At 56.4% G+C, this 16,580-nt stretch carries 15 protein-coding genes and 1 pseudogene; 9 read left to right on the top strand and 7 right to left on the bottom strand.

Annotation, left to right across the window (positions count from 1 at the left end; all coding sequences use genetic code 11):
* Positions 1-16: 16 nt before the first annotated feature.
* Positions 17-763: a GntR family transcriptional regulator gene (locus V5P19_RS01930; RefSeq protein ID WP_334399610.1), complete on the top strand. Its 747-nt coding sequence runs from the start codon at positions 17-19 to the stop codon at positions 761-763.
* Here V5P19_RS01930 and V5P19_RS01935 read toward each other — a convergent pair.
* From V5P19_RS01935 to V5P19_RS01945, 3 genes are read right to left on the bottom strand one after another with little or no spacing between them, the layout of a single operon-like run.
* Positions 737-1,690 carry a PfkB family carbohydrate kinase gene (locus tag V5P19_RS01935; protein WP_334399612.1) on the bottom strand — a complete coding sequence of 318 codons (954 nt, stop codon included), beginning with the start codon at positions 1,688-1,690 and terminating at the stop codon, positions 737-739. The genes V5P19_RS01930 and V5P19_RS01935 overlap by 27 nt on opposite strands.
* Entirely contained in the window at positions 1,687-2,691 is a 1,005-nt protein-coding gene (locus V5P19_RS01940; RefSeq protein WP_334399614.1) for an ADP-ribosylglycohydrolase family protein, read from the bottom strand. The genes V5P19_RS01935 and V5P19_RS01940 overlap by 4 nt, the downstream gene beginning before the upstream one ends.
* Complete coding sequence (locus V5P19_RS01945; RefSeq protein ID WP_334399616.1) at positions 2,688-3,965, bottom strand: nucleoside permease; 1,278 nt, start codon at positions 3,963-3,965, stop codon at positions 2,688-2,690. The genes V5P19_RS01940 and V5P19_RS01945 overlap by 4 nt, the downstream gene beginning before the upstream one ends.
* 249 nt (positions 3,966-4,214) lie before the next feature.
* On the opposite strand from V5P19_RS01945, the gene fbaB reads away from it, so the two are divergent.
* From fbaB to V5P19_RS01980, 7 genes are all read left to right on the top strand, one after another.
* Positions 4,215-5,267 carry a class I fructose-bisphosphate aldolase gene (gene fbaB, locus V5P19_RS01950; protein ID WP_334399618.1) on the top strand — a complete coding sequence of 351 codons (1,053 nt, stop codon included), beginning with the start codon at positions 4,215-4,217 and terminating at the stop codon, positions 5,265-5,267.
* 267 nt (positions 5,268-5,534) lie between these two features.
* A complete protein-coding gene (locus V5P19_RS01955; RefSeq protein WP_334399620.1) occupies positions 5,535-6,689 on the top strand; it encodes a mandelate racemase family protein in 1,155 nt (384 codons plus the stop codon).
* 33 nt (positions 6,690-6,722) lie between these two features.
* Entirely contained in the window at positions 6,723-8,339 is a 1,617-nt protein-coding gene (locus tag V5P19_RS01960; RefSeq protein ID WP_334399622.1) for an ABC transporter substrate-binding protein, read from the top strand.
* Complete coding sequence (locus V5P19_RS01965; RefSeq protein WP_334399624.1) at positions 8,336-9,373, top strand: ABC transporter permease; 1,038 nt, start codon at positions 8,336-8,338, stop codon at positions 9,371-9,373. The genes V5P19_RS01960 and V5P19_RS01965 overlap by 4 nt, the downstream gene beginning before the upstream one ends.
* Positions 9,370-10,275 (top strand): ABC transporter permease, encoded by a 906-nt coding sequence (locus tag V5P19_RS01970; RefSeq protein ID WP_334399626.1) that lies wholly within the window; start codon positions 9,370-9,372, stop codon positions 10,273-10,275. The genes V5P19_RS01965 and V5P19_RS01970 overlap by 4 nt, the downstream gene beginning before the upstream one ends.
* Positions 10,247-11,107: an ABC transporter ATP-binding protein gene (locus tag V5P19_RS01975; RefSeq protein WP_334399627.1), complete on the top strand. Its 861-nt coding sequence runs from the start codon at positions 10,247-10,249 to the stop codon at positions 11,105-11,107. Before V5P19_RS01970 ends, V5P19_RS01975 begins: the two co-directional genes overlap by 29 nt.
* Before the next feature lie 9 nt (positions 11,108-11,116).
* A complete protein-coding gene (locus V5P19_RS01980; RefSeq protein WP_334399628.1) occupies positions 11,117-11,890 on the top strand; it encodes an ABC transporter ATP-binding protein in 774 nt (257 codons plus the stop codon).
* Here the strand turns inward: V5P19_RS01980 and yegS are convergent.
* Both yegS and V5P19_RS01990 read right to left on the bottom strand, forming a co-directional pair.
* Positions 11,887-12,786, bottom strand: coding sequence for a lipid kinase YegS (gene yegS, locus V5P19_RS01985; RefSeq protein ID WP_334399630.1), 900 nt, complete (start codon positions 12,784-12,786; stop codon positions 11,887-11,889). The genes V5P19_RS01980 and yegS overlap by 4 nt on opposite strands.
* Before the next feature lie 175 nt (positions 12,787-12,961).
* The gene (locus tag V5P19_RS01990; RefSeq protein WP_334399632.1) at positions 12,962-13,567 is read right to left on the bottom strand and encodes a hypothetical protein; all 606 of its coding nucleotides are present in this window, start codon (positions 13,565-13,567) and stop codon (positions 12,962-12,964) included.
* A 640-nt stretch (positions 13,568-14,207) separates the two neighbouring features.
* On the opposite strand from V5P19_RS01990, the pseudogene V5P19_RS01995 reads away from it, so the two are divergent.
* Positions 14,208-14,435: pseudogene (locus V5P19_RS01995) on the top strand (phage baseplate assembly protein V); the annotation flags it as partial.
* 243 nt (positions 14,436-14,678) lie between these two features.
* On the opposite strand, the gene yegQ reads toward V5P19_RS01995, so the two are convergent.
* Together yegQ and V5P19_RS02005 are read right to left on the bottom strand one after the other, a co-directional pair.
* Positions 14,679-16,040: a tRNA 5-hydroxyuridine modification protein YegQ gene (yegQ, locus tag V5P19_RS02000; protein WP_334399634.1), complete on the bottom strand. Its 1,362-nt coding sequence runs from the start codon at positions 16,038-16,040 to the stop codon at positions 14,679-14,681.
* A 154-nt stretch (positions 16,041-16,194) separates the two neighbouring features.
* A complete protein-coding gene (locus tag V5P19_RS02005; RefSeq protein WP_148242213.1) occupies positions 16,195-16,527 on the bottom strand; it encodes a YegP family protein in 333 nt (110 codons plus the stop codon).
* Positions 16,528-16,580 lie beyond the last annotated feature (53 nt).

The raw sequence follows: 16,580 nt of genomic DNA on the forward strand, positions 1-16,580 counted from the left end.
GCCTGAGAAAACAGAGATGGAACAAGCGCATACCCGGTTAATCGCTCAACTGAATGAACGGATCGCCGCGCCGGACAACACGCCGCTGTACCTGAAATTTGCCGAAACGGTAAAAAATGCGGTACGAAGCGGCATGCTGGAGCACGGGAATATTTTGCCCGGCGAGCGCGATCTGAGCCAGTTAACCGGCGTGTCGCGCATTACCGTGCGTAAAGCGATGCAGGCGCTGGAGGAAGAGGGGGTAGTGACGCGCTCCCGCGGTTACGGAACCCAAATCAACAATATCTTCGAGTATTCACTCAAAGAGGCGCGCGGCTTTTCTCAGCAGGTGGTGCTGCGCGGCAAAACGCCTAACACGCTGTGGGTCAACAAACGCGTCGTGAAGTGTCCAGAGGAGGTGGCGAACCAGCTGTCGTTAGCGCCGGAAAGCGATGTCTTTTTGCTTAAGCGCATCCGCTATGTTGATGATGACGCCGTCTCGATTGAAGAGTCCTGGGTGCCGGTGGCGTTTATCCCCGATCCGGATGAGATAGGGATTTCACTGTACGACTACTTCCGCAGCCAGAATATCTTCCCGCAGCGCACCCGCTCATGGGTAAGCGCCCGCATGCCGGACAGTGAATTTCAGGCGCACATTAAGATGGACGATAAAATACCGGTGCTGGTAATCAAGCAGGTTGCGCTTGACCAACAGCACCGGCCGATCGAGTATAGCATCAGCTACTGCCGGAGCGATCTATACGTCTTTGTGTGCGAGGAGTAACGCCTCGCGCGTTGGGGCACAATCGCCGCCACGGTGGCTGACCACCCAAGCCGCAACCGCATTACCCAGCCGCACCGCATCAGCCAGACGCCAGCCAGCTGCAAGTCCGGCCAGCGTACCGCCCGCATGGCTATCCCCCGCGCCAATAGTATCCACTACCGTGGCGGGAAATGCCGGAACGTGACCCGAGTCCGCGCCGTCATACCACATTGCTCCGTCTTTATCGTGACGCACAATAAGCGCGGCGTGGAAGCGCTGCTGCCAGCAAGCGCCCAGCATTTCCACAGTAACCCCCAGTCGCTCTGCGGCAATTTGCGCCTCCTGACGATTAAGCGACACGATCGGTTTGCAGGCCATCACGCGCGCCATCAGCGCGTCGGGAATATCCGCAATGCGTGGTCCAAAATCGATAAAGGCACTGACGTCCTGCAACCCTTCCAGCCAGCCCGTCAGCAGCTCGCCGCACGGCGAGGCCAGCTGATAGCCGGACAAATAGACCAGGCTGTTGGCCGGCACGTTGAGCGCCTCAAGCCAGGCGGGCTGCCACTGGTTTTCTACGCCGCTAAACGACATAAAGGTCCGTTCGCCGTCAGGCTCTACCAGCGCCAGACACCAGCCGTTATCCCCGCTTTCGGCTTCCACGGCGCTCTGCAGATCCTGTTTTGCCATCGCATTGCGGATAATATCTGCCCACACGCCATGCCCTACGGGGAGCGCATTCTGTGACGCAATGCCGAGCCGCTTCAGGGCGATGGCAATATTGAGCGCGCAGCCGCCGATATTCACACTCTGCTGTTTAAGCTCGATATCGCACCCGCGCCAGGGCAGGGCGTAGGCATCGGCGATCACATCAATAACCGCCGCGCCCAGCACCGTGACGGGCCGCGTGGCGTGCAATGTCTCCAGGCGTGGTGCCAGCGAATTCATACGCCCTCCCTTTGCTCCCGGAAGTGCAGGAGTCTCTCGCAGTAGTGGTCAAAATCAAGCTGATTCACCGCATCAAGTTCGGCCTTGAGCGCCGGATCAATCGCCTGTACGCCGTGCAGCGCCCCGCAGATTGCCGTCGCCATTGCGCCAATCGTGTCGGTATCACCTCCGAGGTTGGCACATAAAATGGCGCAGCGGTTGGGGTCGGTTCCTGCAAGCTCGACCATTGCAATGGCCGCCGGAACGGACTCAATGGTGCTGGTGCCTGCCCCAACGAGCTGGTACACCTGCTCGCTGGCAGATTCTATGCCGTTGGCTTCACGCACCGTTTTAAGTGCCAGCTCAATGCGCGCTGCCAGCGATGCGCTGAAGGTGGTGGTGTGACTTTCCTGCGCAAAGCGGGCAATGCCCGGCAGCGCATCGACGATGTTCTGCCAGCACTCACCCTCAACGGCGCGGGAAATCGCCCAGGCAATGACCACCGCACCCGCGATAGCAAGATCCGATTTATGGGTCGGACTGGAGGCCAGCGCCACCTGTGAAACAAAATGTTCAAGGCGGGTGGCGGGAAGCAGACAGCCCAGCGGGGAGGCACGCATTGCCGCCCCGTTGGTCACGCCGTTATTCTCCAGCTCGCTCACCGGCTTGCCGTCGCGAATCGCATTCAGCGCGATTTTGGAGGTCGGGCCGAGCACGTTTTTATTAAATGCATCGAAATCCAGCGCCCAGCGCAGGATATGTTTGCCGATAACATCCGCGTTGATTTCCCCGTCGCACTCAATAATCGCATCCGCCAGACACAGCGCCATCGACGTATCGTCGGTGAATTCTGCGCGGTTGAAATAGCAGGCAGCATTGTTTTCCGCCGGGCCGGGTAGAAAACGGTCGATCCAGCCGAAGTGTGCTTTCACACGCTTTCTCGGCCACAGCTCCGACGGCATGCCCATCGCATCCCCTAACGCCTGCCCGTAAAGAGCACCGAGAATACGTTCTTGTTTCATTTAACTTCCCCTTGTGTCAGCGCAGAATCGCTTTCGACCACCTCAATGGCGGCGATCTCTTTATCCGATTCGCGGAAAAACAGCATAAACAGCACGGCAATCACCACAATCATGATTGCGCCAAACGTCCACATTCCGGCCCAGTTGAAGGTCAGCCCATTCACCGGCTCTTTGTAAGCGAACATTTTTTCCATCATCACGCCGCCCAGGCGGTAACCCAGCAGGCTACCAAAGCCCTGACAGCACAGCGTAATCAAGCCTTGCGCAGCGGTACGCATATGCGCCGGCGCTTTTTTGTCCACGTAGATATACGCGGTCACGTAGTAGAAGTCGTAGCTCACGCCGTGCAGCAGAATGCCGAGGAACAGCAGGGCGTAGGTGAAGTATTGTTCCGCCCCGCCGTAAACAAAGAACCCGTAGCGGATGGCGGCGGTAATCAGACCCAGCAGTAACACCTTCTTAATACCAAAGCGTTTGGTAAAGAACGGCAGCGCGAGCATAAAGAAGATTTCGGAGAACTGGCCGAGCGTCATCCAGCCGGTGGCGTTTTTCATCCCCACTTCGGTGAGATAGCCGTTAGCGAAGATGTAGTAGAAGGCCAGCGGCATCGCGAACAGGAACGAACAGAAGAAGAACACGAGGAAGTTTTTATCGCGCAGCAGGATCAGCGCATCCAGCCCCAGCATCACTTTAATATCCAGCTTGCCGGTGCTCCTTGGCGGCGTATTGGGCAGGAACAGCGCGAACACGCCGAGCAGCGCCGAGCTGGCCGCGGTCATCAGCAGCGGAATATTGGTATCGGAGATGTCGCTGTAGCCCATCATCTGCGGCAGGAATCCGCACGCCAGGCCGGAGGCGATCCAGCCAATGGTGCCCATCACGCGAATGCGCGGGAAATCAGCCTCGACGTCATCCACGTTGGCGAACGCGATACTGTTGGTCAGCGCGATGGTCGGCATATAGGTCAGGGAGTAGGCCAGCAGCAGCGGGAAGAAGGTGCTGAACTGAGTTTGCTGCGCGGCGAAGTACATCAGGACAGCGCCAGCAAACATCAGGACCGACAGCACCTTTTGCGCCGCGAAGAAGCGGTCGGTCAGCGAGCCGACGAGAATAGGTGAGAGGATCGCCGCAATGGCGGTACAGGCATAAGACCAGCCAATTTCCCCGGCGGTAAAGCCGCTTTTACTCAGCCATAGCCACAGCGGTACGAACCATGCGCCCCAGATAAACCATTCAACAAACATCATGAATGACAGTTGGACTTTCGTTTTCATTGTTTAATCCTGCATGTCAGAGAGGGTACGCCTTTAACATACCACTCAATAATACCTTTTAAATACCTTTGTGGTGATTGTTTGATCAATGTAACAGTTTTGTTGTACACGAATCGAGCCAGCAGATTGTGCTGAAAAAAAATACAGAAGGTGGAAAATCTGTTAAGTCGGTACCAGGCTTAGTCTGCCTGCAAAACGGCGGGCCTGGATACACGCTCCGACTCACGTCGGACTTACGGGAGCATCACTATGACTGATATTGCGCAGTTGCTTGGCAAAGACGCCGACAGCCTTTTACAGCATCGTTGTATGACCATTCCAGCCGAGCAGCTTTATCTGCCTGGCCACGATTACGTAGACCGCGTGATGATTGACAATAACCGGCCGCCAGCCGTACTGCGAAACATGCAGACGCTCTACAACACCGGGCGGCTCGCTGGTACCGGGTATCTCTCTATTCTGCCCGTTGACCAGGGCGTAGAGCACTCCGCGGGGGCGTCCTTCGCCGCCAACCCGCTCTATTTCGATCCGAAGAACATTGTTGAGCTGGCGATTGAAGCGGGCTGTAACTGTGTGGCATCGACCTACGGCGTGCTGGCATCCGTCTCGCGGCGCTATGCCCACCGGATTCCATTCCTCGTTAAGCTAAACCACAACGAAACCCTGAGTTATCCCACCGAATACGACCAGACCCTGTACGCCAGCGTCGAGCAGGCATTCAATATGGGCGCGGTGGCGGTCGGGGCGACCATCTACTTTGGCTCTGAACAGTCGCGTCGTCAGATAGAAGAGATCTCTGCCGCCTTCGAACGCGCGCACGAGCTGGGAATGGTGACGGTGCTGTGGGCTTACCTGCGTAACAACGCATTCAAAAAAGACGGCGTGGATTACCACGTGTCCGCGGACCTGACCGGTCAGGCGAACCATCTGGCGGCCACGATCGGTGCCGATATTGTGAAGCAGAAAATGGCCGAGAATAATGGTGGCTATAAGGCGGTGAACTTCGGCTACACCGATGACCGCGTCTACAGCAAGCTGACCAGCGATAACCCGATCGATCTGGTGCGCTACCAGTTGGCGAACTGCTACATGGGCCGCGCAGGGCTGATTAACTCCGGCGGTGCGGCAGGCGGTGACACCGATTTGACCGACGCGGTGCGCACGGCGGTGATCAACAAGCGCGCGGGCGGCATGGGGTTGATCCTCGGCCGTAAGGCGTTTAAGAAAACCATGGCCGACGGCGTGAAGCTGATTAACGCGGTCCAGGACGTGTATCTGGATAGCAAAGTGACGATTGCTTAATCATTTTCCCCTCTCCCTATCGGGGAGAGGGATACAGAAAATTCGAAACCCTATTTTATTTCATTCAAACATCCCTTCCGATCCCCGTCACAGTTCCGCTTTCTTTTGTGAAAACTGTCACTCCTCGTCGTGCGTATGCACAAAAAATGGTCGAAGCTTAGCGGAATTTGTCTAAGGCAGCGGACGAATTTTGCGCTTACAGTTAGTTTCGAAACAGCTTTTCAAAATACAAGACACACTGAACCTCTGTCGTGTTAAGGACTGATAATGAAAATCGAATCTGTAAACGTCACCGTCTTCCAGTATCCGACGCGTCGGGTTTCCGACAGCGCAGGACATTCCCATCCGGGGGCGGAAAGCATGGCAAAAATGGCGATGCTGACCCTCACCGCAGACGATGGCACTCAAGGGTACGCGTTCGCGCCGCCGGAAGTGGTGCGTCCGTATGTGGTTAACACTTTCTTTCGCAAAGTGCTGATCGGTCAGGACGCCTTCGACCGCGAAAAAATTTGGCAGGACCTGGTGCACTGGCAGCGCGGCAGCGCCCATCAGCTGACCGAACGCGCGCTCTCCTTCGTTGAGCAGGCGCTGTGGGATCTGGCGGGCCGCAAGCTGAATATACCGGTCTGGAAGCTGCTGGGCGGCTACCGTGACAGCGTCCCAGCCTATGGCAGCACCATGTGCGGCGATGACCTGCCGGGCGGGCTTTCAACGCCGGAGGAGTACGCCAGCTTTGCGGAGAAGCTGGTGGCGCGCGGCTATAAAGCCATCAAGCTGCACACCTGGATGCCACCAGTCTCCTTTGCGCCGAACCCGAAAATGGACGTTAAAGCCTGTGCCGCCGTACGTGAAGCGGTTGGCCCGGACATCGATCTGATGATCGACGGCTATCACTGGTACAGCCGTACGGAAGCGCTCTACATCGGCAAAGCGCTGGAAAAACTCAACTTCGCCTGGTTCGAAGAGCCGATGGAAGAGGAGAGCATGTCCTCCTACGCCTGGCTGGCAGAGAACCTGTCGATCCCGATTATCGGACCGGAAAGCTTGGGTGGCAAACACCACAGCCGCGCGGATTGGGTAAAAGCAGGTGCCTGCGACATACTGCGGGCCGGCGCTAACGGGGTGGGCGGCATTTCACCGACGCTGAAAGTGGCGCATCTGGCGGAATCCTTTGGTATGGACTGCGAGGTTCACGGTAACGGCGCAGCAAGCCTGGCGGTAATCGGTGCCATTAAGAACTGCCGCTGGTACGAGCGCGGCCTGCTGCACCCGTTCCTCGACTACGACGAACCGGCGGCGTACCTCAACAGCCTGATTGACCCGATGGACGAAAACGGCATGGTCAGCCTGCCAACCCGCCCGGGATTGGGCGAAGACATTAATTTTGCATATATCGAAGCCAATACCGTCAGCCACGACTGACGCATAAAAACGTACCCTACAGGCGATATATACATGAAACGATCTCCCTTAGCCGGCGCGTGCTTGCTCGCGCTCTCGCTGATGATGGGGAGCGGTGCGGTGTACGCAAAAACGCCGCCCGACCAGCTCATCATCGGCATGAATATGAATAACCTGCTAACCCTCGATCCGGCGGCAATGACCGGGAATGAAGTGGTGGGCATCGTGGTCAATCTCTATGATTCGCTGGTGGAGCTTGACCCGAACGCGCTCACCAACGTCAGGCCCGCGCTGGCGAAATCCTGGGATATTGCCCCTGACGGCAAAACCCTGACCTTTCATCTGCGCGATGACGTCACGTTTCACTCTGGTAATCCGCTGACGGCGCAAGACGTGGTCTGGTCGATGCGGCGTTTGCTGCATCTTAACCTCGCGCAGGCGTCGGTGTGGAAATCCTACGGTTTCAGCAAGAAAAACGTCGACCAGCAGATACGTGCGCCGGATGCATACACCGTGCAAATTGTTCTGCCGAAAGCCAATGACCCACAGCTGGTGATTTATTCCCTCGGCGCGCTTGGCAATCTGGGCGTACTCGACAGCAAAACGGTCCAACAGCATGCGGTCAATAACGACTGGGGCAACCGCTGGCTCACCACCAACGAAGCCGGTTCCGGCCCGTTCATGCTCGAAACCTGGCAGGCGAAAGACGTGCTGCGCATGCAGCGCAACCCGCACTACTGGCGCGAAGCGCCGAAGATGAACCGCGTGGTGCTGCGTCATTTCCAGGAGTCGCAAACCCTGCGCCTGATGATTGAGAAAGGCGACCTCGACATTGCCAACAATATGGCGGTGGCGGACATCAACGCCCTGCGCAACGATCCGCAGCTCACCGTGGAGGCCGTGCAAAAAGGCACGGTCTACTATGTGGCGATGAGCATGAAAGAGGCGCACTTCGCTAACCCGAAAGTCCGTGAAGCAGTGCGTTATCTGATTGATTATCAGGGCATCAATAAAGCGCTGATGCCGGGATACGGCGTGCTGCATCAGCGTCCGATCAAAGCGGGCATGCCCTCAACGCTGCCGGATCCGGGCTATAAGCTCGATATCCCGCGCGCCAAAAAGCTGCTGGCGGAGGCGGGTTATCCTGACGGATTTGATACCACTCTGCGCGTGCTGGCCGATCAGCCGTTTCTGAATATCGCCATTGCCGTACAGTCCACCCTGATGCAGGCGGGGATTAACGCCAAAATCATCACCGGCACCGGCAACCAGATTTATGGCGCAATGCGAGAACGTAAGTTCGACATGCTGGTCGGGCGCGGCGGTAGCGGGGTCGAGCCGCATCCGAACTCCAGCCTGCGCGCGTTGGTCTACAACCCGGATAACAGCGATGAAGCCCGCCTGACCAACTTCCAGGGCTGGCGCACCAGCTTCTACGATAAGCCGCTCAACGAGATGATTGATCAAGCCCTGCTGGAGCGCGATCCGAAAAAACAGGTGGCCGACTACCAGCAGATCCAGGTGCGCTATGACGAACTGATCCCGGCGATGATTCCCCTGTCGCAGATGGTCGATTCGGTGGTGGTGCGTAATGAGGTGAAAAATTTCCAGTCCCATCCCTCTGCCACCACGTTCCTGCGTGAAGTCTATAAAACCGGAGGTAAACAATGAGCGTGGCGATCCTTTCCCCCGGATCCCGTACCCGGCGCGTTTCGAAACGGTTAACGCAGGTGCTGGTGACGCTGTTCGGCCTGCTGCTGCTGACCTTTTTTATTGGCCGCGTGATGCCCGTCGATCCGGTGCTGGCCATTGTCGGCCCGGATGCCGATCACAGCACCTATCAGCAGGTGTATCACCAGCTGGGGTTTGATCAATCCCTGCTTACCCAGTTTGGTCTCTACCTCAGCAACCTGCTGCACGGCAATTTAGGCAATGCGCTGCTGACCGGGAAACCGGTGACGGCCGATATCCTGCGCGTCTTCCCCGCGACGCTGGAGCTGGCGACGATGGCCATCCTCGTTGGCGCGGGCCTCGGCATTCCGCTCGGGGTGCTGGCGGCGGCGCGTCGGAACAGCATTTCCGATTACGTGGTGCGCATTATCAGCCTTGCGGGTTACTCCACGCCGATCTTCTGGGTCGGAATGATGGGTCTGCTGCTGTTCTACGCCTGGCTTGGCTGGGTGGGCGGCGCTGGTCGTCTGGATTTGGGGCTGGAAGGCGTCGTGCCCCGTCGCACGGGGTTGATGACCGTTGATGCGCTGCTGGCCGGAAACGGCGCGGTGTTCTGGAATGCCGTTAACCATCTGGTACTACCGGCCTCGCTGCTCGGCTTCCACTCGCTGGCCTACATTAGCCGCATGACCCGCAGCTTTATGCTGGCGCAGCTTTCGCAGGAGTTCATCATCACCGCGCGCGTTAAGGGCTTAACCGAGCGTCAGGTGATCTGGAACCACGCCTTTCGCAATATCCTCGTGCAGCTGCTGACGGTGGTGGCGCTGGCGTACGGCTCGCTGCTGGAAGGGGCCGTATTGATCGAAACCGTCTTCTCCTGGCCCGGCTTTGGCTCGTATCTCACCGGCAGCCTGCTGCTGGGCGATATGAATGCGGTGATGGGCTGCGTGCTGCTGGTAGGGGTAATCTTCGTGATGCTCAACCTGCTCTCCGACATGCTGTATCAACTCTTTGACCCGAGGACGAAATCATGACCGTGTCTCTGGATACGCCGCGGGGGGCAGGGCAGTCTGAACGCCGTCAGCGCATCAAACGCGCCTGCGAGCGTGCCGCTGGGTTTGTCGGCAAAATGGCGCGCAATCCGCTCACCGCCATTGGCGGCGGCATTATCCTGCTGTTGCTGATAGTGGCCGCCTTCGCGCCGCTGATCGCACCCTACAACCCGCTGGTGCAGGATCTCAATAATGCACTGGCGGCACCGAACGTGCAGCACTGGTTCGGCACCGATGAGTTTGGCCGGGATATCTTCAGCCGGCTGGTTTACGGCTCGCGGATCACGCTCTATATCGTGCTGCTGGTCTCCGTTACCGTTGGGCCGCTCGGGCTGCTGCTGGGCGTCACCGCGGGCTATTTCGGTGGCAAGGTTGATGCGGTACTGATGCGCGTGACCGATATCTTTATCTCCTTCCCAAGCCTGGTACTGGCGCTGGCGTTTGTTGCGGCGCTTGGCCCGGGGCTGGAGCATGTGGTGATTGCCATTACGCTCACCGCCTGGCCGCCGATTGCCCGTCTGGCGCGTGCCGAAACGCTTTCACTGCGCCAGGCTGATTTTATCTCTGCGGTGCGTTTACAGGGGGCATCACCGGTGCGCGTGCTGTGGCGTCACATTGTGCCGCTGTGTCTGCCGTCAGTCATTATCCGTATCACCATGAACATGGCGGGGATCATTCTGACTGCCGCCGGGCTGGGCTTTCTCGGCCTTGGCGCACAGCCGCCGGAGCCGGAGTGGGGCGCGATGATTTCCAGCGGTCGCACTTACATGATGGAGTGCTGGTGGGTCGTGACTATTCCGGGGCTGGCGATCCTGATCAACAGTCTGGCATTTAATTTCTTAGGAGATGGCTTACGTGACATCCTCGATCCTCGCAGCGAATAACCCTTTGCTCGACGTGCGCGATCTCCACGTCGATTTTATCAACGGTGGCGCGGTGACAAACGCCGTGCGCGGCGTCTCTTTTCAGCTCGGACGCGAAAAGCTGGCGATTGTCGGTGAATCCGGCTCCGGCAAATCCACCGTCGGGCGGGCGTTACTGCGCCTGCACCCGGCGAAAGCCCGCATCAGCGCCACGCGCATGCAGTTTGGCGACGTGGATTTACGCGCCGTTAGCGAGGCGCAGATGCGCGGGATCCGCGGCAAGCGAATCTCGATGATCATGCAGGACCCGAAATACTCGCTCAACCCGGTGGTCTGCGTCGGCGATCAGATAGCCGAAGCCTGGCTTACCCATCATCCGGGAGGCAAAGCGGCTGCAAAAGCCAAAGTGCTGGAGATGCTCGACGTGGTCCGCATTCGCCAGCCGGAGCGGGTTTATCACCTTTATCCGCACGAGATTTCCGGCGGGCAGGGGCAGCGCATCATGATTGCTATGATGCTGATTACTGATCCGGAGCTGGTGATTGCCGACGAGCCCACTTCGGCGCTGGACGTCTCCGTGCGTTTACAGGTGCTCGGTCTGCTGGACGATCTGGTGCAGTCTCGCGGGCTGGGGCTAATCTTCATCAGCCACGACATCAACCTGGTGCGCAGCTTTTGCGACCGGGTGCTGGTGATGTACGCCGGACGGGTGGTGGAATCCATCGCGGCGAAAGATCTGCACAACGCGAAGCATCCGTATACCCAAGGGTTAATCAGCGCGCTGCCGGAAATTAACCACCGTCGTCCGACGCTGCCGGTACTGCAGCGCCAGGCCAGCTGGCTTACCGAGTAAGGAGCAGAGATGATCGAGATTAAACACCTCAACCTGGCGTTTGGCGAAGGTGAGAAGCGCAATCGGGTGCTGGATGACGTGAACATCAGCGTGAAAGAGGGTGACATTTACGGTCTGGTGGGGGAGTCCGGCTCGGGCAAAACCACAGTATTAAAGTGCCTGGCCGGCCTGTTTACGCACTGGGACGGCGAGCTGGCCATTGGCGGCAAACCGCTGGAGAAACGCATCAGTCAGGAGCGCTGCCGCCGGGTGCAGATGGTTTTTCAAGATCCTTATGGCTCGCTGCATCCGCGCCACACGATCGGCGACATTCTGGAAGAACCGCTGCAAATCCACGGCATCAAAGACCGGGAGCGACGCATTCACGCCCTGCTGGATAAAGTGGGGCTGAACAGGGCGTTTCGTGACCGTTACCCGCATCAGCTTTCTGGCGGGCAGAGACAGCGCGTTGCCATTGCCCGCGCGCTGATTCTGGAGCCGCAGGTGCTGCTGCTGGACGAGCCGACCTCCGCGCTGGACGTCTCCGTGCAGGCCGAGATCCTCAACCTGCTGGCACAACTGCAGCGCGAGTCGAACCTGACCTATCTGATGGTAACGCACGATCTGGGCGTTATTGCCCATCTGTGTCAGAAAGTGGCGGTAATGCAGTACGGTAAAATCCTCGAAAGCCTGACCGTCGACGAGCTGGTCGCCGGGCAGGCTAAAACGGACTATACGCGGATGCTGGTCACTGCCAGCCAACAATATTCCCGCGAAATGGCGCGTGAGGTGGCGGTGTATTAGCGAAGCAGCACACAATCTGGCGGCAACCGGCACTGCAATGCGCCCGGTACGACCTCGATGCGGAACCTCTCTCCGCTTAACGGTTCCCCGTCGAGGTTAAACGTCATGCCGTGTGGGGCGATCACCTCAAACCACGCGGATTTCCCGGCGATGATATTTGGACTCTCTTCCGGTTGCGTCAGCGTGGTGAACAGCGCAGGCAGCAGGCCGTCGCCGGTGAAAATACGCAGCTGGAGCTGACCGTCGTTGATCAACGCTTCCGGGCAAAGCTGTTGTCCGCCGCCCGCCTGACGCCCGTTGCCGATGCCAATCACCAGCGCGTCGCCCTGCCAGTGGAAGTTCTCACCGTGGATTTCACAGCGGTCGGGCTTCAGCGTGTCCATGCGCATCAGACCGTGGATCAGGTATGACACGCCGCCCAGCGCCGCCTTTAGCTTTTCCGGCGTTTCGCTGGTAATGCGCGTACCGAAGCCGCCCGTCGCCATATTGATAAAGCAGGTTTTATCATTCACCTGCGCAATGTCTACGGCGGTCGCTTTACCCAGAATTGCCAGCTGTAGCGCTTTCCCGAAGTCTTCTGGGATCCCGGCACTGGTGGCAAAATCATTAGCCGTGCCAAGCGGCAAAATCCCCATCACCGGGCGGTCTGTCGTGGACAGGTCGATAAGCGCGGAGGCGATCTCATTGATGGTGCCATCTCCGCCGCCGGAAATAATGGTTTTGACGCCCAGCCGGATGCCTTCATCGATGTACCGTGCCGCGTCGCCTTTTTCAAACGTCACCCGCACGTGAATGCGCGCACCGTCTTCCCGTAATTCGGTAATGGCCTGGCGAAGCACATCGTTGCCCGCACTTTTGCCGTTGAGAATCAATAAACTGTCTGGATAGGTTGCCATCCGCGCTGCTCCCTTTTTTAGCGTTAGTTAGAGTGTATAGCAGAGAGGAAAAAAGCGGGTAAGAACAGGATGAAAGGGAAAAATAAACCCGCGTGAAAAGGGGCTCCTTTACAACGAAAGATGCGCCCCGTTTTGTTGACTCTTTATACGACTTTTGCTCAATGGATTCCTACCCTCAACGTTTGAGTTCTTCCATTTGCGTTACCTCTATTTTCAACTGCTTACGCCATACCCGATTATGTAGCGTTAGCGCAATTGAACGGTAAAAGACTGACGTATTCATCCACACGATATTCAGGCAGAAAAATCCCAACCCTAATAATGAGGTTATTTGCGGTGTGTAATTCTCTACAGAGCCGAATAAAAGTGAAATCCACGTCCAGATAAAGTAAACGATGCTCATCAAGCCAGTCAGTGTAATAACAGAAATATGCAGTTTATATCCCGTTAAGGACCCTCTGGCAGTTAAAAACATCGTGCTCATCACAACCATGCAATACACCACTGCTGCAAGGAATACTCCCATCATTACCTTAAATTCAGGTAAGCCGAACAGGCGAAATAGCAAGATCCAGACAGAAACTTGTAGCATAGCGTAGCAAAAAATAGTGAGTAAGGTGCTTATTGCTAATGGAATGCCTGTCATATGTACACCCACAGGAACACCGAACTGACCTTTTAAGCGATGTTTCAATGATTCAAGCCGTTGGCGATCGTCAGTCGCCATTTCACCTGTTATCACCGTACTTAATGCAAGGCTCTTTTTGATGTAATTTATCATGTCCAGGTCAAAAACTTCCTGTAAATGAAAAAGACTGAATCAAACCAAAAACGTATTTACCAGATTGTGTAATATTCTGAGGATTCCGGATTGTACCTGAGATAGCACTTCCAACAAATGCTGAGGAGTTTGAAATAGCCTTCAACAACTCTCGCTGTAAGAGCAACTGCAGCGCTTCCGAGGGATAACGTTTAGGGTACATCCCAGCCTTCATCGCTGCGTTAACCCCTGAATTAGAGATCCCAGGATTTCGGATACGAATGATTTCCTCAGTTAACCGCGTGCGGTCCGCTCGGCTCATTTTTTGTAATAACGAGAGTAAACTTTCGGATGTCGAGCGATTTAAGTAGGCGGTAGGTTAATACAGCGCTTTTTAGACCCGCAGCAGCTCCGCAAGAAATCGCCGTAGAACCTATTTCAGTCGCTAATGAAGGGGATTGAATCGTAGTCGTCGTTGCCTGGACAGGATTACTTGATGATGCATTTACTTTCGTTATGACGACATGACTTACCGAGCTTTCGTTTGGCGTCGCAATCCGTCTTGAAGGTCTGACTAACCACTGACGCGCACCGTCTGAGTAGATGATCCCAACCTGGCTAAAGTTCTGAACCTATGAATACACTAAATTCTCTGTAGGAAATCGCATGCGCGATCCGCAACCTTACCCTAATATACATCGTGACCGACTTCGTCCACGACGAGGGGCTGCGTCGGGTCCAGACATGCCTCATTGAAACCACTTGGCTGAACTGGCTTACCAGTCGCGCAGGTCGTGCTGCCTGGCATTTTCTCTGACAACCATCCAGCGTGCCGTCTGCCTCAGCTGATGTGTTTCACGTGTCCTTTACTGACGGGGCGGTTAGCGAGGCTTTAAGTATCGATGTGGTCAATATGTGAACGCGGCCTGAAGTAATTGCTTTTATTTCGTTGTGTTAAACAAAAAAATAAGCCCACGTAAGGGAGATTACGCGGGCTAAGGAGGTGGTTCCTGGTACAGCTAGCATTTATGGGTTATGTTTTTCAGCGCTGGGGATAATACCCGTATTGAACGAAGCGGTATGTGATCCGATTCTAAGAATTATCCCGATGTGAAAAAATCCCGCTGATTGACTATTTGCTGTGCGGATTTCGGGTATTTTCACCCTCGAAATTACGCATCAGCAGTGCGAACTCCAGCTCGACCTCTTCAGGAACCGGCAGCCAGACGACGTGTCCGTCGCCCGGTGCGACGTCAATCGCTTCACCCTTTTTGTTTTCCATATGCTCCAGACGGAAGTTCATGTTGCCCTGCGGGGTCATCAACTCCAGGCTGTCACCTTTGGTGAATTTGTTTTTCACCGCGACTGCCGCCAGCGGGCCTTTGCGCTCGCCGGTAAAATCACCCACAAACTGTTGGCGCTCCGAAATGGAGTAACCATGCTCGTAGTTCTGGTAATCGTCATGCGTATGGCGACGCAGGAACCCTTCGGTGTAGCCGCGATGCGCCAGACCTTCCAGCGTCTCCAGCAGAGTGGTGTCGAACGGTTTACCGGCAGCGGCATCGTCGATGGCTTTACGATAAACCTGCGCGGTACGTGCGCAGTAGTAGTAGGACTTGGTGCGGCCTTCGATTTTCAGGGAGTGCACACCCATCTGGGTCAGGCGCTCGACGTGCGCGATGGCGCGCAGGTCTTTGGAGTTCATAATGTAGGTGCCGTGCTCGTCTTCAAAGGCGGTCATGTACTCGCCCGGACGCTTGGCTTCTTCAATCATAAACACGCTGTCGGTTGGCGCGCCGACGCCCAGCGTAGGCTCAACGTTGGTGACAGGGATCGGCTCGTGCTTGTGCACGATGTTGCCGATGTCATCCTCTTTGCCTTCCTGGACGTTATATTCCCAGCGGCAGGCGTTGGTGCAGGTGCCCTGGTTCGGGTCACGCTTGTTGATATAACCGGACAGCAGGCAGCGGCCAGAGTAGGCCATGCACAGCGCGCCGTGAACGAAGATTTCGATCTCCATATCCGGCACCTGGGTGCGAATCTCTTCGATCTCTTCAAGAGACAGCTCGCGAGACAGAATGACGCGGGTCAGTCCCATCTGTTTCCAGAACTTCACCGTTGCCCAGTTCACGGCGTTGGCCTGTACGGAAAGGTGAATATCCATCTCCGGGAAATTCTCCCGAACCAGCATGATTAAACCCGGATCCGACATGATCAGCGCGTCTGGCCCCATATCCACGACCGGCTTCAGGTCACGGATAAACGTTTTCAGCTTAGCGTTGTGCGGCGCGATATTCACCACCACGTAGAATTTTTTGCCCAGGGCATGCGCTTCATTGATGCCGAGCTGCAGGTTCTCGTGGTTGAATTCGTTGTTGCGCACGCGCAGCGAGTAGCGCGGCTGGCCCGCGTACACGGCGTCGGCACCATAGGCAAAAGCGTAACGCATATTTTGCAGCGTTCCCGCCGGGGAAAGGAGTTCCGGTTTAAACATGTTTGTTCTCGTTCTGATGACAGGTCAGATCCGCGTGCACCTGGTGCAGCGGTAAGGGGAGATCCCCCACTTTAAGGGCGGGCATTGTAGCGCTGCGGGGCGGGGAGGTAAAGCGCCGGGTCGCGTCATCGCTCGCACGGCGCGCTTTGTGCTATCAGGTGTTGTCTTTTACCGTCTGGACAGAACCGTTGGTTTTGACCGAGGTGATGCCCTTATCACGCGATTGTTCCGTTGCATAAAGCTGGCTACTGCCAATGACCTGATGATTGCCCGCCTTGAGATTGAAATGGAACTTACCGTTAGAGGCCGTTTTCTTCTCAAAGCGCTCATCCAGGGGGCTGTTCGTGCGTACGGAAGCGATGCCGTTTTCAGCCGCACTTTTGCTGGTGTAAAGCTCACTGGTAAGGATGATCTCTCCGTTTCCAGCTTTTAACACAAACCTGAACTGACCATCACTGCTTTTACTTAATTCGAACCAACCAGACATAGGAACTCCTTGATCGAAAGTAAAATGATAAGCACCAGTTATAAGTAAGCGAA

It is taken from the genome of Enterobacter sp. UNJFSC 003 (assembly GCF_036903355.1).
Lineage (GTDB): Bacteria > Pseudomonadota > Gammaproteobacteria > Enterobacterales > Enterobacteriaceae > Enterobacter.